Genomic DNA, 23806 nt, shown 5'->3' with positions numbered 1-23806 from the left:
CATCAATAAGGAAACGTTATGACTACTGCAACCGTAAGTGGAGAATTTAATGTAAATCTGGCCCCAATAGAAGGCTACGCAAGCGGCCAAAACGGCGTTAATTTAGGGCGTATGTCGATAGATAAAACATTTAAAGGCAGCTTAAATGCCACCAGCCAAGGCGAAATGTTAAGCGCCATGACTCCTACACAAGGCAGTGCCGGTTATGTTGCCATAGAGCAAGTAATAGGCGAGCTTGAAGGTAAGCAAGGCAGCTTTGTATTACAGCATTTTGGTACTATGGATAAAGGCCAAGACAGCCTAATTTTAAATGTAATTCCCGATTCAGGCACTCATGAGCTAGAAGGGTTAACGGGCAGTATGAAAATACGTATTGAGCAAGGGATTCACTACTACGATTTTGAATACACCTTATAATACCAATCCGCAATATTACTTAATCATTTTGCGGGCCTAAACGTGTCGCTACCTGCGTTAAAAAATTCTAATTTAGAACAACTAAATAGCGAATTTTTTGCCTAGCTATCAACACGTTTTTCCGTCCTCAAAAAAGATCACTTAAATAAGCGAATAGGTATAAGCTACACAAGGATTAAAATGCAAAAAGTAATCGAATTTAGAAAGACCCGTTTTTTGGGTGGCGTAGATATAGCCGCATTGAATGACCGCATACAGGAATTAAATCAAGATGGCTGGAAAGTAATAAACGCAGTGCCATTGACAGGTTTTTATGGCCAAGTGCACGGTTATACATTACTTATTGAAATTGACGAGCTTTAAATGACATTTACAGTATGGTTAAGCCTAGCGGCTATTTGTATGATGGGCGCAATGTCGCCAGGGCCAAGTTTAGCGGTGGTTTTAAAGCACTCACTTAACGGCAGTATGAAAAACGGAATGCTTGCCGCGCTCAGCCATGGTACTGGTGTTGGGTTATACGCAGGTGCATCGTTATTAGGGCTAGGCGCTTTAATGATGCAGTTTCCGACTGTTTATCAAATACTGGTGTATTTAGGCGCAGCCTATTTGGCGTATTTAGGTATAAAAATATTGCTAGCAAAACCCAGCAATAACGAACTTGAAGTACAAAAAAGTGAAGTAAGTGCTGGCCAAGCTTTACAAGATGGTTTTGCTATTGCCTTTTTGAACCCCAAGCTCGCTATTTTCTTTTTAGCTTTGTTCTCGCAGTTTATTGATCCTCAGCTACTTACTTTAAACGTGGGTATAATTATGTGTTTAACCGTGTTTGTAATTGATACCGGCTGGTATTTGCTGGTGGCGTTGCTGACAGAGGTTTCAAAAAATCGCTTTGGCTTTACCAAGCAAAGTCCGTGGCTTGATAAAATACTGGGAGTCGTATTTATTGCCCTTGCGATAAAAGTGGTGCTAAGCCTTTAAATCGCGTTCCCGATGCAGGGGCGCGAGCCTACATGCCCCTGCAGCCTAACCCTCATGCCCTGCATACGTATTCATCACATTAATTTTACCTTTTAGTTACAATCTGTTGGTTGTGTTTTAAACAACACAGCAACACCTGACAACAATAACTCAAAGGTTCACACACATGGACAAGTTTAAACTAAGTGCACTTATGCTGGCTTTATTTGCCGCTAATAGTGCATTGGCTGCAAACGAAGACTCAACAAATCAATCACCCAGCACACAAGCTGAAGATTTAGAAATTATTGAAGTGCGAGGCTTTAGCCGCAGTTTAATTCAATCTTTAAATCAAAAGCGTTTTAGCGATACGGTGTCAGAACAAATTTCTGCCGATGATTTAGGGGCACTGCCTGATATTTCAATGGCCGATGCACTTACACGATTACCTGGTATTTCAGCGGTGCGAACGGGTGGGCAAGCGGCGCAAATTAATATACGCGGGCTGTCGGGCGGGTTTGTATTTTCAACACTTAATGGCCGCGAGCAAGTATCTACAAGTGGCAGCCGCAGTATTGAGTTTGACCAATATCCGTCAGAATTAATTAGCTCTGCGGCAGTATACAAATCGCCAAAGGCATCGCTTATTGAAGGTGGCGTGGCCGGTACGGTAGAGCTTGAAACCGCCAGTCCACTTAATAATGATCAAACGCATAAATTTGTAGCTAATGTGCGCGGTATGTATAACGACCGCGCCTCAGAGGTATCGGATGCCACTGAATTTGGCGACCGAATTAGTTTTTCGTATCAAGGCAAATACCTAGACGACACGTTAGGCGTAGCGCTGGGCTATGCGCGTTTGTTTCAGCCAAGTGTAGCAACGCAGTTTATTGGCCTTGCGTACAACGACACAAAAGACGTTGATGGCGCAGCTAACGACACCAATGGCCCTTTAGCTAATCCAGAAAACGAATACATTAGCGAAGGCTTTGAGCTACAGCATTTAGGCGGCGAAGAAACCCGTAATGGTTATTTAGCAGCTATAGAGTGGGCGCCGGTAGATAACTTTAAATTAAAAGGTGATGCGTTTTTATCGCGCTTTGATAAAGAGTCATTTGCTCGCGGTCTGAGGGTTAAATTAGGCGGGCCAACAGCTGCATATGCTAACGCTCAGCTTGATGGTAATGCCGTAATAGGCGCAGCGGTTAACCGCACTTCGCAAAGTTATACCCGCGTTGAAATAGTGAACGACGACAACCAAGACTTTGACGAAGTAGACAGCTTTGGCGTTAATGCCGATTGGCAGGTAACCGATAGATTAAACGTAAATGCCGATGTGTCGCTTTCTCGCGCAAAAAGTAATTTTAGAAATGGCTTACTGTGGAGCTTAGTAGCAGAAGATGCCAATGCAGAAACGCCAGTATTTGATAACAACGTAGCAATTAACTATCAATTAAACAGCTTAAATTTACCTGACGTTGGGTTTAATCAGGCGGCCGCCTTTAGTGATATAGACCGTGTAATGGTCAGCAAATATGGTATTTACCCAGATCAAACAGAAGATGAAGTAACTGCATTTAGGCTCGACTTTAAATACGAGCTAGAAAGCGACATATTTAGCTCAGTAGAGTTTGGGGCGCGCTACTCAGATAGAGAGTACAGCCGTAAACGCTCGGTATTTGAGTACGGTAACGACGGGGCGTTTTCAGCAACGCAACCCCCTTTACGTTTAACCGACGATATGGCGTCAGTGGTTGACTGGCAGGGCGAGTTTAGTTACTTCCCGTCGTATTTAGCCATTGATTTAGACAAAGCACTTAACGCATGGTTTCCAGATGGCACGCCAAAACCCGTTCAAACATGGGGCAACGCCGATGGTGTAGACGACGCGCAAGGTTATACAACGAACTATTCGTGGTCAGTGTTACAAAGCGGCTCGGTGTTTGAAGATGTGCTAGCCGCGTACGTTATGGTAAACATTAACACGCAAATTGCCGGCCTTGACCTATCAGGTAATGTGGGTGTGCGCCGTATCGAAACCGACCAATCAGCAACCGTACTTGAAAATGTAGCGGGCGATGCGCGCTTAGGTGCGCAAAATATTGTTGATGAGAACGGCATTGTAAATGATTTATACGCGCCTAATGTATTAGGCACTAAATATACAGATTACCTGCCTTCGCTAAATTTAAACCTGCAACTTAACGACAATTCACTTGTACGCTTTGCTGCGGCTAAAGTTATGTCGCGTGCACCAATTAACCGTTTAGCGGGCGATGCCAGCGCAAACGTAAGTGACGATGGTGTTATTAACGGTTCAAGTAATAACAACCCATTTTTAAAACCCTTTTATGCCGACCAGTACGACTTATCTTACGAATATTATTTTGAAGAAGGTAACGGCACTGTTGCTGCGGCGTTATTTTATAAAAATATAGACTCGTTTGTTGAAATCTTATCAATCGAAAACTTCGACTTTAAAGGTAATGGCTTTAATGTACCTGACTTTATAGAAGACCCTGTCAGTGGCGAGCAAGTTGCCACAACTAACGGTATTTACACCACGGCAGTTAATAACGGTGAAGGTGGCTACATTAGAGGGCTAGAGCTTGCGTATACGCAAGTGTTTATCTTTTTACCTTCGCCATTTAATGGCTTAGGCGCTAACGCAAGTTACTCATACACCGAAAGTGAAATTGAATCGATTACCAGTTTAGGGGGCGATACATTAGCGCAATCTTTACCTGGGCTGTCTAATAACGTGCTTAATGCCACAGTGTTTTATGCTTTAGACGATTTTGAAACCCGGCTTAATGTGCGTTACCGCGATGAATTTGTATCAGAGCAGGTTGCCATTAACGAGCAAGTAGTTAATTTTGATGCCGAAACCGTAGTCGACTTTCAAACCTCTTATCGCTTTAGCGACTCGCTAACCATGCTTTTGCAAGTTAATAACTTAACCGATGAACCAACCCAAAGTTACTTTGGCTCAGAGCAACGAACAGGGACGACTCAGTACTTTGGTCGTCAGTTCTACCTTGGTTTTACATACAGTCATTAATTAGCAAACGGAGCGTTTAAAAATGAAAATTATAACTATGCCTAAATATTTGCTAATAACGTTAGCGTTAATGCTATTAGCAGCGTGTGGTGGAACAGATGATGTTGAATCTGGTGAACCATTACTTACCTGTAATGTGCCACAAGTCCCTAACGAAGCAGGCTCGCAATGTGTCGATCCCGAACCTATATCGTGCCCTGCACCGACAATACCTGATGAAAATAACGAAAGCTGTGTGGTTGGCGCCGACCCAACCCTGCCAGACCCTGTGGTATTTGCAGGGGAAGGAGAGGCGGTTTTATTTTATAACCGCTTAGCCGATGATAACTACGAAGGCTACCGATTACATTCGTGGAATAACGAGATATGCGATGCTTATGCACCGCCATTTGATACCAGCGATTGGGCTAACGGCCATGAATACGATGGTATTGACCCTAACTATGGTGCGTATTGGATAATTAATCTTAAAGAGGGTTATAACGAATGTGCCAATTTTATTATTCATATTGGTACAGAAGGGTCAGGTAAAGCGTTTGGTGATGTGGATTTAACTATGCCGCTGATGCAAGACGATGAAACCTTTCAACGTATGAACTTTACCATTCATGGTGAGCCTTCGGTGTTTGAGTATCCTATTTTAAGTTTGGGCGAACGCGCCGTTGCTATAACAGGTGCTTCAGCGCATTGGATTGATTTAAATACTATTTTATATAAACCAAGTAACGAGCTTACAAGCCTAATTAAGTTGCATTCATCAGCTACGGCTCAGCTTGAAGTGGATATTGATACTGGTTTAAACGGCGATACTGTTACGCTGCAATCAAGCAGTTTAACTGATGAGCAAGCGGCAAAAGTACCGCATTTAACCACTTGGAACGCTTACGAAGGAAGTTGGGATACAAACACGGCTAAAGCACTTATAAAATCGCAGCTTGTTATTGCCGGTTACGATAGTGAAGGTAAGCTGCTAGAAGCAAGCTATGTACAAACCGCTAAAGCTCTCGATGCCCTTTACACACAAGGCGAAGACGACGCTAACGAAGCTGTACTTGGCGTAACTTATGGCAATAACGCGATTGATGTAACTGTGTGGGCACCCACTGCTAATAACATGGTGCTAAACGTGTTTGATGATGCAAAAACACAAGTGCACTCTATACCAATGACATTAAATACACAGACAGGTATTTGGCAAGCAAGTTTAGATATGCAATACGACCGCCACTACTACCGCTTTAATTTTGATGTTTACCACCCACTGACTCAGCAAATAGAGTCGCTTTGGAGTACAGACCCTTACTCACTCAATGTATCTACCAATGGTTTATACAGCCAGCTGATTAATTTAGCCGATGATGACACTAAACCAGAAGGCTGGGATGAGCGTATCGTGCCTACTATTACTAACCCAGAAGATGCGGTTATTTATGAAGGCCATGTACGTGATTTTAGTGTGCGTGATCAGTCAGTAAGCGAAGCAAACCGCGGTAAATACCTTGCATTCACTGAGCTTGAAAGCGTGCCAATGCAGCACCTTAAGCAATTAGCAGATAAAGGCTTAACACACTTTCATTTACTGCCAGTGACTGATATTGGCACTATTGAAGAGGATGCCTCGCAGCGTGTGGAAATTACAGACACCTTAGGTAAATTATGTGAGCGTATTAACGATGAAGCTGATGCATGTAAAATCGAAGATAAAAACAGCACGATTGTCGATATTATGCAAAGTTACCTCCCTGGCTCAGACGATGCACAAGCATTAGCCAGTGCGATGCGTGATTTAGACGGCTTTAACTGGGGTTACGATCCGCATTACTTTATAGCGCCTGAAGGCTCGTATGCCTCAAGTCCAGAGGGCATTACCCGCGTTAAAGAAACCCGCGCCATGGTGCAATCACTGCAAGAAGTAGGACTTCGTGTTGTACTGGATGTGGTTTATAACCACACAACATCATCGGGTATTTGGGACAAGTCGGTATTTGATAAGCTAGTACCGGGTTATTACCACCGTTATAACGAAGTAAGTGGTGAAATAGAGCGCTCAACGTGTTGTGAAAATACAGCTACAGAGCATGTAATGATGGATAAGTTTGTTACTGATTCATTGGTTATTTTAGCGCGTGAATTTGGCTACGACAGTTTTAGATTTGATGTAATGGGGCATATGCCAAAATCATCAATATTAGCTGCGCGTGAAGCCGTGCAAGCAGTTGACCCAGATAACTATTTTTACGGTGAAGGCTGGGATTTTGGTGAAGTAGCTAACAACCGTTTATTCACACAAGCTAAACAGGCTGATATGGCAGGCTCAGAGGTGGGTACATTTAACGACCGTATTCGTGAAGCCGTGCGTGGTGGTGCAATGTTTAGCAATAACCCGACAGATGGCAATTTAGCAGAGCAAGATACTTTACGTTTGTCGCTGGCGGGCAACTTACAAAATTACATTTTAAAAGACTTTAAAGGTAACTCATCTAAGGGCAATAGCTTTACTTGGAATACTCAGCCAACAGCGTATGCACTAGACCCAGCGGATAGCATTCATTACGTATCAAAACACGATAACGAAACACTGTGGGATCAGTTGCAATACAAACATGCATCAAGCATGAGTATTGAGCAACGTGTGCGCGCGCACAACATGGCATTGTCTATTCCACTTATGAGCCAAGGCATTCCTTTTATGCAATTGGGCGCTGATTTACTGCGTTCTAAGTCAATGGATCGTGATAGCTATAATGCCGGTGATTGGTTTAATGCTGTTGATTTAACCAAAGAGAATAATAACTGGAACATTGGTTTACCAAACGCAGAGAAAAACCAAGAAAAATGGTCTGAAATTATGCCTATCTCTGCTAATCCAGATGCACAGGCAATGCCGCAAGACATAGCCTATGCAGGTGATGTATTTAACGAGTTTTTACAAATACGTAGCAGCAGCCCACTATTTAGATTAACCACAGAGCAAGATGTCATTGAGCGAGTGGGTTTTCATAACGTAGGTAAAGCGCAGCAACATGGCTTAATTGTAATGAGCATTGATGATGGCGAAGGACTCACAGACTTAGACCCAGCATTTGACGCGCTTGTAGTGATGATTAACGCAACCGAGCAAACCCTTAGCCATACTATTGCCACTGCAGCGGGTTTTGAATTACACGACGTATTAAAAAACAGTGTTGATGCAAGCATGGCCAGCGCCAATTTTGCCCAAGGCGATAACGAAGGCACATTTACTGTACCGCCCTACACACTAGCTGTTTTTACTAAAAACCAAGGTGAGAGCCAAGGTGTTGGTTTAAGTGCAAATGCGACCGTAGGTGCGCCTGATGTAGTACCTTATGGCAGCACCGCTGTGTTTGTGCGCGGAACTTTAAACGACTGGGGCACACGCGATGCATTTGAATATATTGGCGAGGGTGAATACCGTATAGCAATTGCACTAAGCGCTGGCGATTACGAATTTAAAATTGCCTCAGAAGATTGGTCTACGGTTGATTTTGGTGCGCTTACTGACGCTGATAAAGATGTAGTTGAAAATCAAAGTGAGCCATTAACGCGCTCAGGTGCAAACATGACCTTTAGCGCTGCTATTGATGCAACCTATGTATTTTCGCTTGATGCTTCAAACCCTGAAAATCCAACGCTTACTTTATACAACGAAGAGCCATTTGTAGGCACTGCTATTTATGTGCGCGGTACGCTTAATGATTGGGGAGTAACCGATGAGCTAAGTTATAAAGGTAAAGGCATTTACACCTTTACTAAAACACTGAGCGCTGCAAGCTATGAATTTAAAGTAGCGTCAGAAGATTGGAGCACGGTTGATTATGGCTCGGCTGAGGGTGATGCCAGTGTAATGGTTGGCACCGCTGAGCAGTTGTCGGTTGCGGGCGCAAATATGACCATAGACATTGCCGAGCAAGGTGAATACCAGTTTATATTTGACGCCAGTGATTTAAATAACGTAACGCTAAAAGTGCTCAACGGCGAAATGTTTGCACAAACACCGGTATTTATTCGCGGCAGCTTAAATGAATGGAGTACTGATAACCCGCTTATGTACGAGGGTGATGCAATTTACTCTGCTTCTATTGAATTAGAAGTAGGCGACTACGAATTTAAAGTAGCGTCTGAAGATTGGAGTACAGTGGATTACGGTGGAGCAGGCGATACGCCGGTAGTGGTAATTGATGAACTAACACCACTTGAAGCGGTAGGTGCCAATATAGCACTGAGCATTACCGAATCGGGTAATTACACGTTTAATGTAATAGGCCCAGATAGAGAAAATGTAAGCATACTTATTAATAAGCAGTAGCAGTTATATTTTCCCAAACCTAAGCCGAGCATAGCCCTGTATGCTCGGCTTTTTTAATGCTTAATTAATGCCTAACAAAAGGGACATTAAAAACGATAGTTAACCGACATCATCACAGTCGTGGTGTTATCGGTATCAATAATGGGTGAGTCTTCAATATCAGAATCGAGCTGCTTATAGTTAACCATGGCATTTACGTTCCAGTTTTTGTTAATGTAATACATTAAAAATAAACCCGCATTATAGTTAACCGTAGAACCAAGTTCGTAAGGCGCATAGGTGGCAGATTCGCCCTGTGCTACACCATAATAATAGTTAGATACATCACTGCTATTTAGCTCAACACCCACAGAAGGAATGAGCATTAGTTGTTTAGATAACTTAATAGGGTAACTGTAATTGGTTTTAAATTTAGCGCCATCGCCGTGGCCTATTACATCATGAGTCGCACTGGCGCTTATTTTACCAAAGCTTGCAGTGTAACTAACCTGCGTACCTGCGTAGAGTGATAGCTTTCTATCGTCTAAGGCTTTTATGGCTGCAAGGTCTGAATCTGAGGTATCAAAGTTATCACCTGGCTCTAAAACTAATGACCAGTTAAAACCTTGCTGCTCCACTAATTTATAATCAAGCGACAAACCTTTAAAACTAAGCCTTTCACCTTGGTAAGTAATGATAGGTAAAAATAGCGTTTCACTGTCGGTACCTGCATAAGGTGAGCTGGTAGAAATGACACCGCCCCCTAATGAAAACTGCGACTCAGCTTGAGCAGTAATACTGCAAAGTGCAAGTGTGCCAACTAATAACCGTAGTGAGTTTTGTATATAAGTGTTCATGGGAGCCTTGGTGTTAAGTAAAAAGTGAAAATTGTTTGCGATAAGTAAAGTGTGCCGCAACGCTATTAGGCTTTAGTGTAGCTATATTTTTGATTGGCGTTTGTAAGAGAGTGTATGAAAGTTTATCTGAATGTAAGTGGATAAATTGCATTGAAGACGTTGATCACATAAGTTGAATAAAGGCATACGTTTGATTAGATTAATAAAATGGGAATGAGGATAAACCAATGAGCAACCCTATTTTAAAAAGTGCTAGCTTTGATCCCAAAGTGAAGCAATACTGGATGACCATGGCATGCTTTTTTAGTGCCGTTGCATTAGTGACCATTCCACTTATACCTGTGGTGTTATTTGTTGTATGGCTGGTGGCTGGTAAAATTTTGGCCGCTATGTCGGCGCAATTACTCACGCAAAAGCTGGTGGTTAAACGCGGCATTTTATTTAAAGAAGAAAAATCTATACCACTTGAAAAAATAACCGATGTGGGGCTGAACCAAGGGCCGCTTATGCGCTTTTTTGGGTTATACCGCTTAAGCTTTGAAACTGCAGGGCAGTCGGGTCATGGTGCATTGGTGTCATTACTTGGTGTTGAAAATGCCAGTGAGTTTAGAGAAGCCATACTTGAGCAAAAAGATAACTTAGCTGCGCAAGCCCCTAAAACACAGGAGCTTGCTGAAGATCACCTCAACCAAGCATTACTTGCTCGCTTAGTTGAGGTAGTAGAGCGCATAGATACGCGTTTGGCAGCTTTAGAAGCGAAGCGTTAAGCGTTTTGTAATTGAGCTTGACCTGCCAGCATACTTAGCTCTTTGGTACGGCTTTCAACAACCTGATATTCGCGCGCTTTAATTGTGCTTATATAATTCCACTTAGCACTGGCTTTTGCAGGTGTAAATGTAACGGTTAAATAGCCGCGCTCTACTAAATTATTATAAGCAAGGTCATCAACTAATAAGGCAATTACTTGCTCTATTTGCGCTACGGTTTGCGCATCTTGTGTGTTTAGCGCTAAATATTCTTCAAGCCCTGGTGATGAAACCGATGCCGTTGCAAATTCCACCCCAGCATTTTGTGAAGCTGCAATAGGGTTACTGGCATCAGTTTTAAGCTGTCCCGCCCAGCCGTTATGAGTATCTCCGGCTAAAACTACTAAGTTTTTTTGTGCTGCAATAGCGGTACCTAATAATACTTCTCGCTCGTAGGCATAGCCATCCCACGCATCAAGGTTATACGGTATGGTGGTTTGAACACGGGCAAGCTCTGCCTCGGTTACACTTGGGTCGCCCGCTAATACACGGCCTTTAATTTGCGCCAGCTCTGCAAATAATACATTGGCCTGTGCGAGCAATTCACTTGGATCGCCTCCGTTTGACTGTGCACTTTGTAAGCTAGCAAGTAGTAACATGACCTCTACTGGTAAGTGCATTTTTGTCATTAGCACTTGTTGCCCTAACACTTGCCACTGTGTGCTTGAGGTAGTGATGGCATCACTAAGCCATGTAAGTTGTTCACTGCCTAATAATGCACGATCTGTTGCGCCTATTGCTGCAGCAAATGCGCTTTGCCCTGCAGGGGAGGTAAGATCAAAATCACTATAGTTAAGCTGCTCATCACGCGCTAATACACGAGTATCTAGCATGTATAAAGAGACTAAATTACCAAACTCAAAGCGTCGGTAAATACGTTCTTTGTCGGCTACATTACGAATTGGCATCCACTCAAAGTAGGCTTGTAGTGCATTGAGTTTACGTTGGCTAAATTCGCCTTCACCTTCGTTATGATTTTCTGCGCCTTCGCGCCATGTGTCGTTGGTGATTTCGTGGTCGTCCCACACTGTTATAAATGCACAGTGGCTATGGGCTGCTTGTAAGTCGGCATCGAGGCGATAATTTGCATAGCGTTTTCTATAATCGGTCAGTGCGATAATTTCGCTGCTGTTATCTAAGGGTAGCAGTCGGTCTAACTGTGCGGCGTCTTCGGTTGCATAACCCGTATTGCTGTATTCGTATATGTAATCACCTAAGTGCAGTACCGCATCTAAATCGCTTTGCTTTGCAATTTCGCCATACACATGAAAATACCCGGCAGGGTAATTTGCGCACGATACAACGGCTAATTTCACCTGATCAACCGCACCGACAGGAAGCGTTTTTCCTTGTCCGATAGGGGAGGTTTTTCCGTGTGCATTAAAGCGATAGTAATATACGGTATTGGCATCAAGCCCTTGTAAATCAACTTTAAGAGTAAAGTCGGTGGTATCACTGATATGTGTTTCACCATCGTGAACAATATTTGTAAAGCTTTGGTCGGTGGCGGCTTGCCATTGTACTTTTAACGATTTAGTTGTTACATCGAGTGGGGTTACACGGGTCCAAATAATTAAGCTATCGCTTAGCGGGTCGCCGCTGGCAACGCCGTGGTCAAAGCTAACGGGTGTGTCGTCATCATCGTCAAAACGACAACCTGTTAAACCAAGTGATAATACGGCAGCGCCAAATCCTGCTGCCGATGCTTTTAAAAAACTTCTCCGTGTAAATGCCATTGCTTTGTACCTGTAAAGTGTAAAAAGCAAAGTGTAGGCAATTTAGGTTACTTTTTTGTGAAGCAATTAAAAAACTTCACTTACTTGCGTTGCATTACACGTAATAACGGTAACGTTTTCGTAGCCTACGCGGGTTAGCGCTTCTGCACCTAAGGTGGCGCGGGCACCGCTGGCACAATGTAAGTAAATAGGGCGTGCAGCGTCTTTTTCTATTTCCATTAGCTTCATTTCGAGTAATCCGCGTGGAATATTTACTGCCCCTACCGCAGCTACATTGGCATGCTCAGCGGGTTCGCGTACATCAATAAGTAAACCTTTATTTTGTTCTAGCTCTTGCTTTGCTTGCGCTGCATCAATACGGCGTTGGTTAGGTGTGATAATTTTTAGTAAATCAGGAATTGAAGTAAGCATTAGTCTGTAAATCCTCTTTTGCGCAAAAAAGTCATTAATGGGCACCATTTAGTGTAGGCGGATTGCACTAAGTTAATACCAATAAATAACGTTAAAAATTGAAAGTTACTATCAACAAAGTAGCTTAAAAGCACAGAAATTGTAACGGCACTTCCGCCAATTAAGAGGATGGCGTCACTTATTTTCATGAATTGACCTTAATATTAGTTTTTTCTAATGTTAATTATATTAGAACTTACTAATGTAAAAGTCTATAATTAAAACACACAAAATAATTAAGTATCACAATGAATATTGAACAACTTGCAGAAAACGCTCAGCAGGCAGAGCAATTTTTAAAATTAATGGCAAATAAAAACCGTTTAATGATTTTATGTAGTTTATTGCAAGGTGAACAAAGTGTAGGTGAGTTAAATCAAAATGTTCCGTTGGCACAGTCTGCTTTGTCTCAGCATTTGGCGAGTTTACGTAAAGCCCAGCTAGTGGCAACTCGCCGTGAGGGACATACAATTTATTATTCGTTAATCGACCCAAAAGTTGAGTCGATTATTACGTTACTATACGAATGGTTTTGTAAGCAAAGTACCGCTGAGTAATTTGCTTTAAATAAAAGTGGCAATCTCATCAAGCGACTTTTTATCAAGTGCATGGGCAGGTACAGTTGCATCGTCACTTGGGTAGCCCGCAATAAGTAACATGTAAGGACGTTCGTTGTCTTTGTCGCGCTTACAAATGTCGGTTAAAAAACTCATTGGTTTAGGTGTATGGGTAAGCGTAGCTAAGCCACAGCGGTGCAGGGCTTGTATTAAAAACCCAGTAGCCAGCCCTACTGATTCGTGCACATAATAATTGGTGTTTTTATCATCCGTATTCACACCGCCTTTTTTTTGACTAAACACTGCAATAAGCCAAGGCGCATGTTCTAAATAGGGTTTATTGGCGTCGGTACCTAATGGTTTTAGCGCATCAAGCCACTCTTCTCCTGCTCTGCCTTCATAAAAAGAGCGCTCTAGTTTTTCGGCGGCCTCTCTTATTTGTTTTTTTACATCGCTACTGTTTATAGCTACAAAATGCCACGGTTGATGATTCGCTCCACTTGGCGCGGTACCTGCTGCTTTTATACAGGCTTCAATTATATTTTTAGGCACAGGTCGGTCGCTAAAGCTGCGAATACTATGGCGGCGCTGGCTGGTATGTAAAAATTCGGTTGCGCGTTTTAGCATTTCATCGTGAGGGTATTCTATAAAGTCGTTTAGTGGTTGGCTTTGATGTTTTTGCATGGCTTTACGCTTCTTATAAAGTGTGTGTGTGGTTTTTATACCGACTGAATAAATGCGAGGCAAGTATTATTACCTGTTGTGTTTATTTATTGTTACAAAATTAACCGCTGCGTAACTTATGTTCCTTTTTTTAATGTGATATAAAAAGCGCAATAAAAAAACTATTAAAATTCAAGGAAGTAAAAATGCTATCAATAACAGGGTTATCTAAAACCTACGATAATGGCGTACATGCACTACAAGGTGTTGATTTATCTATAGGAAAAGGAATGTTTGGGCTGCTTGGGCCAAATGGGGCCGGTAAATCATCACTAATGCGTACTATTTCTACGTTGCAATCTGCCGATTCGGGTTCAATTACTTTTGATGGTATTGATGTTTTTAAAGACCCACAGGCTCTGCGCCAACGTTTAGGTTACCTACCGCAAGATTTTGGTGTATACCCACGTGTTAGTGCTTACGACTTGCTAGACCATATGGCTGTTTTAAAGGGCATTCATAATAAAGGCGAGCGTAAAGAGTCGGTAGAAGGCTTGCTTGCACATACTAATTTGTATCAACATCGCTCAAAAGCGGTAAGTGGCTTTTCGGGCGGTATGCGCCAGCGTTTTGGTATTGCACAAGCCTTACTAGGTGACCCTGATTTACTAATTGTTGATGAACCAACAGCAGGGTTAGATCCTGAAGAGCGAAATCGTTTTCATAACTTGCTAGTAAGCTTAGGCGAGCAAAAAGTCGTTATATTATCGACCCACATTGTTGAAGATGTAGCAGAGCTTTGCCCAAACATGGCCGTACTGGCAGGCGGAAAAATATTATTAGAGGGTAACCCCATTGCCCTTACCGATAAACTCCAAGGCCAAATTTGGCGCAAAGCCATGAGCCAAGAAGAAGCACTAGAGCTTGAGCCGCAACTGCCTGTTATTTCAAAACGCTTATTTGCTGGGCAAACCATATTACATGTATTAGCCAATGAAGCCCCTGAAGGTTTTGAGCTCAGTAGTGCAAACCTAGAAGATGTGTATTTTTCTACGTTGCTTAATCATCGTAACAGCCAAGTAGCATAAGGGGGCGCTATGTTTTTTAATATGCTCGCGTTTGAGCTGCGCTATTTTGTGCGTCAGCCTTCGTTTTATGTGACCTCATTAATATTCTTTTTTATGGCGTTTTTTATAAGCTCCAGTAGTAAGTTTCCGCTAGGTGGGGCTAATGTTCATATGAACTCGCCTTATACCATTATGGTTTTAACGGTTACCTTTTGTACGCTTGCTATGTTTTTAGTGGTTAACTTTGTTGCAAGCTCAGCGATTCGCAACAGCGAGACCAAAATGGATGAGCTGGTGTTTAGTAAGCCCGTTAACCCGCTTGCTTATCAATCAGGGCGTTTTTTTGGTTCTTACTTAGTTGTACTTATCGTGTTTTTAAGCGTGCCACTAGGCGTATTTTTGGGGTCTCAGTTTGGCTTGTTGGTTGGCTGGCTTGATAGTGAGCTAGTAGGCCCTAATAAGTTTATATATTACGCTGCGCCTTTTTTATATTTAGCGGTGCCAAGCTTATTGGTGCTCAGTGCTATTTTTAATAGTGTGGCGGTTTATTTTAAAACCATGATGGCGGTATATGTAACGGCCGTGGTGATCTATATAAGCTACCAATTGGCGAGTATCTATTTTGACGATTTAGCGTTTAGAAATATTGTTGTTTACGCAGACCCATTTGGCACTGGTTCATTAATTGACTTAACCCGTTACTGGACTGTAAGTGATAAAAATACTGAAGTGTTAACGCTTTCGGGCGATTTTTTAATTAACCGTATTTTATGGGTAGCACTAAGTTTAGCGATGTTTTTTGGCCTCGGAAAGTTAGGTAACCGCGTAGTCACTAAAAAACAGAAAAAGCAATTTGCTGTCTCTACGTTTGTAAAAAATAAACAAGCAGCACTTATTAGCAGTGCTAAAAATTACAAGTCAAAAGGGGTCAATACGCAATCGCAATTAGTAATGCGCAGCTTATTTGAGCTTAAGCAGGTTATATTAAGTGCTCCTTTTATGATTTTAGCGGGTGTCAGTATTATTACGTTACTCGCACCACTTTTTGCGCCTATTGGCGCATATGGCACAACAGATTGGCCGCTCACACAAAACATGGTGGGCATTATTCAAAACGCCTCCGCTATATTTATGTTTATTATTATTGCTTATTACAGCGCAGAGCTGGTTTGGCGAGAACGCCACAGTGGTATGGGCGATATTGTTGACAGCTACCCGGTGCATAACAGTGTGTTTTGGGTATCTAAAATTATTGCGCTAATCACTGCGGTTTGTGGCCTTTATTTAGTAGGTATGATGTTTACCATTGCGGTGCAACTATTTAAGGGGCAATTTAACTTAGAGCTTGGCCAGTACTTATTTAGGTTGGGTTACCTTACATTATTGCCTTTAATTATGATGGCTATTTTGGCGTTCTTTTTACAAATAATTAGCCTTAATAAATACATAGGTATGGGTTTATTTATTCTGTATTACATTGCTCAAATGGTAATGGGTGCTTACGGGTTTGAGCATCATATGTATCATTTTTCACAAAGCAGCAGCGTACCGTATTCAGACATAAACGGTTACGGGCATTTTTTACAGGGCGCGCATTGGTATACCCTATATTGGGGTGCATTGAGTGTGTTTTTAGCTATTGTAGGCTTTGCTTTATGGCACCGTGGTCCATCGCAAACATTGCGTACGCGTTTATCTTTAGTGCGTTACAACATGTCTTTAAAAGGCCAGATTGCAGCCGTTATAAGTTTATTGGTATTTGTGGGCGCGGGTTATAACATTTATTACAACACCCGTGTAATCAATGAGTTTGTAACAAGTGATGATAACGAAGCGCTACAAGTAAGGTATGAGCAAGAGTTCTCACAATACAAAGACTTGCCACTGCCTATAATAACTGATGTTGATTTACACATTGATATTTATCCTAAAAAACGTGCTTTAAATGCCGTGGCTAAAATTAAGTTTACCAATACCGCAAACGAGCCAATAACCCGTGTGTTAATTAACGAGCCTAGCCAATCTAAAAGCTGGGATGTAAAAATGGCGGGCGGAAAAATAGTTGAGCGTTTAACCGATTTTGGCATGGTATGGTTTGAGTTTGAACAACCGCTAATGCCTAATGAAGTACGCGAAGGTGAGCTTTCAGTTTCTCGTGAACACGACGGTTTTGTTGATAGAGGATCTGATACTCAACTCGTGCATAACGGTACATTTGTAAATAATAGAGAATTATTACCAAATTTTGGTTATCAAAAGTATTTTCAAATTGCGGATAAGTATGAGCGCCGTAAGCACGATTTACCCGAGCTTGAACGTGCACATAAACTAGAAGACAGCCACTATTATACGCAAAATGAGTTTGGGCCTGCTAATGGATTTATAAACTACAAGGCAACGGTAACCACCGATGAGTCACAATTTGCTATTACACCTGGTTACTTAAAAAGTGAGAGTGTAAAAGACGGACGACGTACTTTTGTTTATGAAATGGATTCCCCTATTATAAACTTTTATTCTGTTCTTTCGGCGGAGCTTGAAAGCAAAAAGGTTGAACATAACGGTGTAAATATTGAGGTGTACTACCACAAAGATCATGCATGGAATGTTGACCGTATGATTGAGTCAGTACAAGACTCAATAGATTACTACACGCAAGCCTTTGGGCCATATCAGCATAAGCAGTTACGTATTATTGAGTTTCCTAAGTATCGCTCGTTTGCGCAAAGTTTTGCCAATACGGTACCTTACTCAGAAAGTATTGGCTTTATTACAGACTTAAGAGATGAGAGTAAAGTTGACCTACCTTACTATGTAACCGCACATGAAGTTGCACACCAATGGTGGGGGCATCAAGTATCTGGGGCTAATGTAGAGGGCAGTGCCGTTATTTCTGAATCGCTCTCCCAATACAGTGCGCTTATGGTACTAAAAAAACGCTTTGGCGCCGAGAAGCTTCGTAAATTCTTAAAGTACGAGTTAGATAGATACTTAATGGGCCGCACAGGCGAAGCCTTTGAAGAAATGCCACTATATAAAACACAGTCGCAACAATATCTTCATTACAATAAAGGCTCAGTTGCGATGATGGCTTTGTATGACCGCTTAGGTGAAGAGCGCTTAAATGCCGCACTTAAAGCATTTTTGAATGAGTTTAAATACCAGGCAACGCCATACCCAACCACACTTGATTTACTTAGTTATTTAAAGCGAGATGCAACACAAGCTGAACAACGTTTTATTGATGATCAGTTTAAATATATAACGCTTTATGAGCTTGAAATGAAAGCAGTTTCGGTTACAGATGATGTTGATAGCGAAGGTTTTTATACAGTAACACTGAGCGTTGAAGCAACTAAGCAGCATGCCGATGGACAAGGTGAAGAAACCGAGCAGCCACTCGATGAGCTAATTGATATTGCATTATTTAGCGATGATCCTGAAAACCTTCTCGCTGAAGACTTTGTGATTTACTCGCAAAAGCATCATATAGTCTCTGGTACTAATACTATTGAGCTAAAAGTAAAAGAAAAGCCAGTGTACGCGGGGGTAGACCCGTACATTAAGCTTGTAGATAAAGACAGTAAAAACAACCTAGCTAAGTTTTAACGATTAGCTTAAAGGCCGCATTTAATGCGGCCTTTTTTGTTTTAGCGAATTACTAATATCAATGCGCAATAAAGCTTAATAAAGCGAATTAGCATATTGGTAATAAGAGGTAATAGCAGCGAGGAGCTCGGCGGTTAACTGAAGTGGGTTTTATAGTAAGGTGCTTTAGTCGCTAAAATTAAAAGGCGCTGTGAGTATTTAGGTGCCCTAAACGAGAAAAGGGCCAAAAGGCCCTTAGTGTTGCAGCAAGTAACACATTTTGTTTTAAAGCGTAAAGTCTACAGCGTAGCCTACGTAAACTTTAACATCTGACTCATCCATGTCGGTGTCAGATACGCCAAAAGTAAAACCATCTTTTGATACAGAGATACCGTAATCAATAATATTATCATCGCCTATAAAGTCGCCAGAGTAGTGACCTAAGTGTAGCGCAACCTCAGTACCATTGCTGCCAACAGCAAAGCTGTAATCGGCATTTAGGTATAATGAATCGCCAAAGTCGGTGCCATCGCCATCTGCCGCTGAAGTGGCAAGGATTGCAGCGCCAAAGGTGAAACCTTCTGCGCTGATGCTACCGTAAATTTCAGAGAAATCAGCATCTGCCTCAGAAGCTGCATCCGGGTAAGCGTAATAAATGTAACCTACATCGTAGCTAAATGTGTCGTTAATATCGCCACCAAAACCCGCGTAAACATCAAGCTCGTAAGTCATTTCATCGGCCCATGAAGCATTTGATGCCCAAGTACCTACATAAAAGCCTGACTCGTCAGCGTAATCAATACCGCCAGAAATAGCAGCATCGCCCCCAGTTTGCTCTTGACCACGCCATAAGTAGTTAGACGTAGCCGCTGCGTTTGCTGTTACTTCTGCATGTACGGCTGTTGATGTTAAAGATGTAGCACCTAATAAAGCTATTGCGCTAATTGCGATGGTTTTTTTTAGTTTTAGCATGTCCATTTCCCGTTATATGATTTTTATCGCCTAGGTTTTTATTCTCTTATTGGCAACCCTTTGACTGGCGGTGTTTTATTGTTTAACTGGGAATGCAATTGCACTGTATGTGCCAGCTTAAAATAATTTCTATAAAACTGGTTTTTTACTTTTATAAAACAATATGTTGAGAAGTTTTAGAAGAGGGAATGATTGAGGGAGTTAATTAAAAAACGCACACTGCTGGTGCATAAATTAACCTAACTGCACCAGAAAAATACAGTTAGGTTAGGTAAATTTAGCCAAATATAGTGCGCATAAGACTAATTGTTTCGTTTACTCCGCGGCCTTTTTGTACTTCGCTAATAATAGAGTCGCGTTTGCTACGAATATGCTCGGGAATGTCATCGGCTGCAAGTGCACGGTCTACAAGTATTTCGGCTGACTCTTTACCTCTGCGCTGTGGTTTTCCTGCACTTGTTGTGCTGCGTTTAGGTTTATTTAATAGCTTAATATAATTTGAGTTGTCGGCCGTGCTGGCATCTGCATAGTAAAAAAAGCACGGTAATAACGCTTTTATACTAACTAGTTGCTCTTCTAGTTCATTGCTGCCATTAGCCATTTTAAACCACGACATAGCATGAATGCTTTGTACTATATCTTGCCAGTAGCGCTCAAAGTCGCGATTGTTTAATTTTGTAATACCTAAAGCTGCGCATAATGCATCAAGACGGCTATTACTAATCGGCGTAAAAACATCTGGGCGGCGCATTGCTAATAAACGTGTAGCAGGAGCAAGGGTTGGCTTTTCATCGCTACCGTTAAAGGCAAGTAAATAAGCAACAACAAACTGTTGGTAATCAGCTTCGCTCACATCACCTTCAAGCGGGATGTTAGCAAGTGCATCGTCAAACGCGCCAGGCAAATCGGCTAGCATTTGATGAAAACCCTTTGCACTTTTTGTTGATGCGAACCATTCAACATCAAAGTTATAGGTGCTTGGGTCGAGCGTGGCAGTGTGTTTACCACTAAATGCCAGTAAATCCTCTGGGATCATATCCTTTAGTGCTTGCTCACGAATGCTGTGCAAATACGTGGTAAGGCGAAGCTGTTCGTCCAGTGCAATAAGTTCTTTGTGTTGCTCTACAAACAGGCTAATAACAGGCCAAGGTGCTACACGTAGTGTTTTGAGCTGTAAAAAGCTAATTGCTGAGGTTAGCTGGTCGTGCAGCTTTTTTAAAACTGGCAGTTGTTGTGGCTCTAGTAAATCGTAATTTATACGGTCTTTACTTGCACTTAGCAGCTCATAACACCAGCCTAAAAAATCCTCTGGGTGGTTTTCTACTTTCACGGCCATTAGGTTTAGGCTTAGTTCTGAAGCTTGCTTCAAGATGTTTTGGTAAATTTGACTTTCTTGTTCGCCTAGCGCCATTTTTGACGGTGAAATTAGCAGTTTTTTCATGCCTTGTAGAGTCTCCGAGTAGATACATTTTTTAGCTGCTTTATTTTAGCGCAAATACGCCAATAGCAACAGGGCCGTGCATCATACCTAACAATTCAAGGGATGCAATGTTGTAGGGTTTAATACTTGGTTAGATTTAAACTTGATGAGCTTTACTTTTAGTCACCAATTTCGCAACGTTTACTTTTAAGCATAAATTCATTTCAAATTAAATAAATTACAATAAAGTGCTTTTTTGTCACAACGACAATGATTTTAAAGCTAACACTCGCTATGATAAGAACATTATTTGCACGTTTGAAAGGATGATCATGAAGACCTTACTCAAAATTGTTGGTGTAATACTCTTACTTTGTATTGCGTTAATTATTGCCGCTCCGTTTTTAATCCCAACCGATACTATTTTTAATAAAGTATCTGAGCAGGTTGAAAAAACAACAGGGCGCACACTTACTATTAAAGGTGATAAAACGCTTAGTGTATTTCCTGCATTAAAGTTAGAGCTTAACGATGTGCACTTTGCAAACATGCAGACAGGCTCGCGCGACGACATGGCAAGTATGGAGCAATTAGCTGTGCATATACCATGGTTATCGCTATTTGGCGGCGAATTCAAACTTGATAAGTTTGTTATTAACGAGCCCAATATTTTATTAGAAACTGATAAAAACGGTAAAGCTAACTGGCAGTTGTTTGATGCTGTAGCAGAGCAGCCGCAAGAGCAAACTCAATCAGGTGAGGCTGTTAAACTACCAGAGAACTTTGATATAGAGTTAGGTGAAGTGGCTATTTACGGTGGTACGTTTACTTACCTAGATGGGCAAACAGGCGCTAAACAACAAATTAGTGACTTGGAATTGGCTATTTTACTTCCTTCACTACGTAAGACACTAGAGATCAAAGGCGGCATTACATATATGCAAGAGCGCTTTGAGCTTGATGTAAAACTTGATACGCCGGCAAAGGCAATTGAAGGGGCGACATTTGAGGTTGCTCAAAGCGTAGACTCTCGCTTGGTCGATCTTACTTTTAACGGCAGTATTGCTCGCCAAGGTAAAGATATAAAAGGCGAGTTAGCGCTAAGTGGCGACTCTGTTAAAGAGCTAGCAACTTGGCAAGGGGTAGACTTAAACGCTAAAGAAAATGCATTTAATGCGTTTAGTGTAAACGGTAAAATGCATCTTATAGATGATACGTTTAACTTAGAAGAGCTGATTGCTACCCTAGATGAATTAGAGATTAAAGGAAAAAGTGAAGTAAACTTAGGAAATAAACTAGCGGTTAATGCTGATATAGACCTAGGTATGCTTGATTTGAATCCCTACTTACCGGAGGTAGTCGCTAAGCAGCAAGCGCCGCAAAGCGAAGAACCTAAAGCCGCGCAGCCGATTGTTTGGGACGATACTAAAATTGATTTAAGCGCATTAAATGCACTTAATGCTAATGTAGTTATTCGCTCAAGCGGTTTAAAAGCTAACGATATTGAGCTAGGTGCTAATCAATTTACAGTCGATTTAAACAACAGCGTTGCTAAATTAAGCTTAGATAGCTTTAAAGCATATGAGGGCACTGGTAAAGGGGTTATCAACATAAATGCGCAGCAAACGCCGTATAAAATAAGCACAAATTTTGATTTAGCCGGCATAGACGCACAACCGTTACTCACTGATGCAGCTGGCTTTGATAAGCTTATGGGTAAAGGGTCATTAAATTGGAATTTAACCACAACTGGGCAAAGTCAAAAAACCTTCATTAATGCATTAAATGGCAAGGTTAGCTTTGAATTTGCCGATGGTGCTGTTAAAGGCGCAAACGTGGCTGAGATGGTTCGCAAAGGCAAAGAGCTTATTACGGGTAATCTTGGTGCTGTGAGTGAAGGGCTTGATACAGGCTTTGAAGAATCAGAGCAAACAGATTTTTCTGCGCTCACCGGTAGCTTTAACTTTACTAATGGCGTGGGCCGTAATAACGACCTATCGCTGATGAGCCCACTTATTCGTATTACAGGTGAGGGCGATGTAGATTTGCCTAAAACCAATGTTGATTATCGCTTAGTGACCGGCATTGTTGATTCGATTGAAGGGCAAGGCACTACAGATGATAGTACAGGCTTTAAAATCCCACTGCGTATAGAAGGCCCATTTCATGACGTTGGCTTTAAGCTAGATGTAAGCAACGCGCTTAAAGATGAAGCAAAGCAAAAGCTCGATGACGCCAAAGAGAAAGCAAAAGAAAAAGCCAAGGACAAAGTCAAAGATAAACTAAAAGGCTTATTTGGCTAATACTATTAAACCCCACAAATAAATAATTAAGGCGCTATTTGCGCCTTGATTGTTTTATAACCACTTGTAAAATAGCTACATAGCGGTTTTTATTCAGTTTTAATCTGTCCTTCCCTTAAATTAATTAAAAAATAACCTACCACTCACTAGCCAATGCTGGTACAATTGCCCGCCCTTAAGAGACAACTCTGTTGTTTTTGAGTGGGATTTAATCGAAGTGCCTTGATTTTAAACAAATTTAAGGCAAGTTGTAATTACTACACCGGAGGTCATTAACATGATCCAAATGCAAACTCAGCTGGAAGTTGCTGATAACAGCGGCGCTCGCAAAGTGCAGTGTATAAAAGTCCTTGGTGGTTCACACCGTCGCTATGCGGCAGTTGGCGATATCATTAAAGTTTCTGTGAAAGAAGCTATTCCTCGCGGTAAAGTGAAGAAAGGTGATGTTAAAAACGCGGTAGTTGTGCGTACCAAAAAAGGCGTTCGTCGTCCGGACGGTTCTCTGATCCGTTTCGATAGCAATGCGGCTGTTATCTTAAATGATAACTTGCAGCCAATTGGTACTCGTATCTTCGGCCCTGTGACTCGTGAACTTCGTAATGATAAGTTCATGAAAATTGTTTCACTAGCCCCAGAAGTACTG

The 23806-nt window shown here is 41.7% G+C and carries 18 protein-coding genes; 11 read left to right on the top strand and 7 right to left on the bottom strand.

All coding sequences use genetic code 11. From position 1 onward, the window contains the following. The first annotated feature begins 18 nt into the window (after positions 1–18). From B4F91_RS11530 to B4F91_RS11510, 5 genes are all read left to right on the top strand, one after another. A complete protein-coding gene (locus B4F91_RS11530) occupies positions 19–417 on the top strand; it encodes a DUF3224 domain-containing protein (RefSeq protein WP_029773150.1) in 399 nt (132 codons plus the stop codon). 180 nt (positions 418–597) lie between these two features. Then, positions 598–780, top strand: a complete 183-nt coding sequence (locus B4F91_RS11525) for a hypothetical protein (RefSeq protein ID WP_008168146.1) — start codon at positions 598–600, stop codon at positions 778–780. Further along, positions 781–1398, top strand: coding sequence for a LysE family translocator (locus B4F91_RS11520; protein WP_138541018.1), 618 nt, complete (start codon positions 781–783; stop codon positions 1396–1398). A gap of 166 nt (positions 1399–1564) precedes the next feature. Continuing rightward, positions 1565–4438: a TonB-dependent receptor gene (locus B4F91_RS11515; protein WP_288635765.1), complete on the top strand. Its 2874-nt coding sequence runs from the start codon at positions 1565–1567 to the stop codon at positions 4436–4438. Between the two features lie 22 nt (positions 4439–4460). Next, a complete protein-coding gene (locus B4F91_RS11510) occupies positions 4461–8765 on the top strand; it encodes an alpha-1,6-glucosidase domain-containing protein (RefSeq protein ID WP_286938935.1) in 4305 nt (1434 codons plus the stop codon). An 86-nt stretch (positions 8766–8851) separates the two neighbouring features. Here B4F91_RS11510 and B4F91_RS11505 read toward each other — a convergent pair whose 3' ends face one another. Beyond that, complete coding sequence (locus tag B4F91_RS11505) at positions 8852–9601, bottom strand: MipA/OmpV family protein (RefSeq protein WP_286938937.1); 750 nt, start codon at positions 9599–9601, stop codon at positions 8852–8854. A gap of 227 nt (positions 9602–9828) precedes the next feature. Here B4F91_RS11505 and B4F91_RS11500 point away from each other — a divergent pair, with 227 nt between their 5' ends. Continuing rightward, positions 9829–10368: a PH domain-containing protein gene (locus tag B4F91_RS11500; RefSeq protein ID WP_096740265.1), complete on the top strand. Its 540-nt coding sequence runs from the start codon at positions 9829–9831 to the stop codon at positions 10366–10368. On the opposite strand, the gene B4F91_RS11495 is transcribed toward B4F91_RS11500, so the two are convergent. From B4F91_RS11495 to B4F91_RS11485, 3 genes are all read right to left on the bottom strand, one after another. Further along, positions 10365–12143 carry an alkaline phosphatase D family protein gene (locus tag B4F91_RS11495; RefSeq protein WP_286938939.1) on the bottom strand — a complete coding sequence of 593 codons (1779 nt, stop codon included), beginning with the start codon at positions 12141–12143 and terminating at the stop codon, positions 10365–10367. The two genes, B4F91_RS11500 and B4F91_RS11495, sit on opposite strands and share 4 nt — an antisense overlap. A 66-nt stretch (positions 12144–12209) precedes the next feature. Then, a complete protein-coding gene (locus B4F91_RS11490) occupies positions 12210–12554 on the bottom strand; it encodes a rhodanese-like domain-containing protein (RefSeq protein WP_054983350.1) in 345 nt (114 codons plus the stop codon). Further along, positions 12554–12742, bottom strand: coding sequence for a YgaP family membrane protein (locus B4F91_RS11485; RefSeq protein WP_004589221.1), 189 nt, complete (start codon positions 12740–12742; stop codon positions 12554–12556). Before B4F91_RS11485 ends, B4F91_RS11490 begins: the two co-directional genes overlap by 1 nt. A gap of 99 nt (positions 12743–12841) precedes the next feature. Between B4F91_RS11485 and B4F91_RS11480 the strand changes: the two genes are divergently transcribed. Continuing rightward, positions 12842–13150, top strand: coding sequence for an ArsR/SmtB family transcription factor (locus B4F91_RS11480; protein ID WP_024033876.1), 309 nt, complete (start codon positions 12842–12844; stop codon positions 13148–13150). 6 nt (positions 13151–13156) lie between these two features. Here B4F91_RS11480 and B4F91_RS11475 read toward each other — a convergent pair whose 3' ends face one another. Next, complete coding sequence (locus B4F91_RS11475; protein ID WP_024033875.1) at positions 13157–13834, bottom strand: nitroreductase family protein; 678 nt, start codon at positions 13832–13834, stop codon at positions 13157–13159. Between the two features lie 185 nt (positions 13835–14019). Here B4F91_RS11475 and B4F91_RS11470 point away from each other — a divergent pair, with 185 nt between their 5' ends. After that, positions 14020–14901, top strand: coding sequence for an ABC transporter ATP-binding protein (locus B4F91_RS11470; RefSeq protein ID WP_029773142.1), 882 nt, complete (start codon positions 14020–14022; stop codon positions 14899–14901). 9 nt (positions 14902–14910) lie between these two features. Next, complete coding sequence (locus tag B4F91_RS11465; protein ID WP_096042420.1) at positions 14911–18489, top strand: ABC transporter permease/M1 family aminopeptidase; 3579 nt, start codon at positions 14911–14913, stop codon at positions 18487–18489. A gap of 264 nt (positions 18490–18753) precedes the next feature. On the opposite strand, the gene B4F91_RS11460 is transcribed toward B4F91_RS11465, so the two are convergent. Together B4F91_RS11460 and B4F91_RS11455 are read right to left on the bottom strand one after the other, a co-directional pair. Continuing rightward, positions 18754–19440: a TorF family putative porin gene (locus B4F91_RS11460; protein WP_004589216.1), complete on the bottom strand. Its 687-nt coding sequence runs from the start codon at positions 19438–19440 to the stop codon at positions 18754–18756. A gap of 277 nt (positions 19441–19717) precedes the next feature. Next, positions 19718–20881: a hypothetical protein gene (locus tag B4F91_RS11455; RefSeq protein WP_096042419.1), complete on the bottom strand. Its 1164-nt coding sequence runs from the start codon at positions 20879–20881 to the stop codon at positions 19718–19720. 311 nt (positions 20882–21192) lie between these two features. On the opposite strand from B4F91_RS11455, the gene B4F91_RS11450 reads away from it, so the two are divergent. Further along, positions 21193–23163 carry an AsmA family protein gene (locus tag B4F91_RS11450; RefSeq protein ID WP_286938945.1) on the top strand — a complete coding sequence of 657 codons (1971 nt, stop codon included), beginning with the start codon at positions 21193–21195 and terminating at the stop codon, positions 23161–23163. Between the two features lie 277 nt (positions 23164–23440). Further along, positions 23441–23806: 50S ribosomal protein L14 (rplN, locus tag B4F91_RS11445; RefSeq protein ID WP_004589211.1), on the top strand; the 366-nt coding region annotated here is incomplete at its 3' end.

Source organism: Pseudoalteromonas sp. UBA6610 (assembly GCF_002433295.1).
Taxonomy (GTDB): Bacteria; Pseudomonadota; Gammaproteobacteria; order Enterobacterales; family Alteromonadaceae; genus Pseudoalteromonas; species Pseudoalteromonas atlantica.
This window is presented reverse-complemented; position numbering and strand designations above follow the sequence as displayed.

Coding starts and splice junctions, on each gene's coding strand:
- B4F91_RS11495 (WP_286938939.1), bottom strand. CDS start 12,143: ATGGCATTTACACGGAGAAGTTTTTTAAAAGCATCGGCAGCAGGATTT.
- B4F91_RS11450 (WP_286938945.1), top strand. CDS start 21,193: ATGAAGACCTTACTCAAAATTGTTGGTGTAATACTCTTACTTTGTATT.
- B4F91_RS11500 (WP_096740265.1), top strand. CDS start 9,829: ATGAGCAACCCTATTTTAAAAAGTGCTAGCTTTGATCCCAAAGTGAAG.
- B4F91_RS11460 (WP_004589216.1), bottom strand. CDS start 19,440: ATGCTAAAACTAAAAAAAACCATCGCAATTAGCGCAATAGCTTTATTA.
- B4F91_RS11480 (WP_024033876.1), top strand. CDS start 12,842: ATGAATATTGAACAACTTGCAGAAAACGCTCAGCAGGCAGAGCAATTT.
- B4F91_RS11490 (WP_054983350.1), bottom strand. CDS start 12,554: ATGCTTACTTCAATTCCTGATTTACTAAAAATTATCACACCTAACCAA.
- B4F91_RS11515 (WP_288635765.1), top strand. CDS start 1,565: ATGGACAAGTTTAAACTAAGTGCACTTATGCTGGCTTTATTTGCCGCT.
- B4F91_RS11470 (WP_029773142.1), top strand. CDS start 14,020: ATGCTATCAATAACAGGGTTATCTAAAACCTACGATAATGGCGTACAT.
- B4F91_RS11510 (WP_286938935.1), top strand. CDS start 4,461: ATGAAAATTATAACTATGCCTAAATATTTGCTAATAACGTTAGCGTTA.
- B4F91_RS11455 (WP_096042419.1), bottom strand. CDS start 20,881: ATGAAAAAACTGCTAATTTCACCGTCAAAAATGGCGCTAGGCGAACAA.
- B4F91_RS11530 (WP_029773150.1), top strand. CDS start 19: ATGACTACTGCAACCGTAAGTGGAGAATTTAATGTAAATCTGGCCCCA.
- B4F91_RS11465 (WP_096042420.1), top strand. CDS start 14,911: ATGTTTTTTAATATGCTCGCGTTTGAGCTGCGCTATTTTGTGCGTCAG.
- B4F91_RS11485 (WP_004589221.1), bottom strand. CDS start 12,742: ATGAAAATAAGTGACGCCATCCTCTTAATTGGCGGAAGTGCCGTTACA.
- B4F91_RS11520 (WP_138541018.1), top strand. CDS start 781: ATGACATTTACAGTATGGTTAAGCCTAGCGGCTATTTGTATGATGGGC.
- B4F91_RS11525 (WP_008168146.1), top strand. CDS start 598: ATGCAAAAAGTAATCGAATTTAGAAAGACCCGTTTTTTGGGTGGCGTA.
- B4F91_RS11475 (WP_024033875.1), bottom strand. CDS start 13,834: ATGCAAAAACATCAAAGCCAACCACTAAACGACTTTATAGAATACCCT.
- B4F91_RS11505 (WP_286938937.1), bottom strand. CDS start 9,601: ATGAACACTTATATACAAAACTCACTACGGTTATTAGTTGGCACACTT.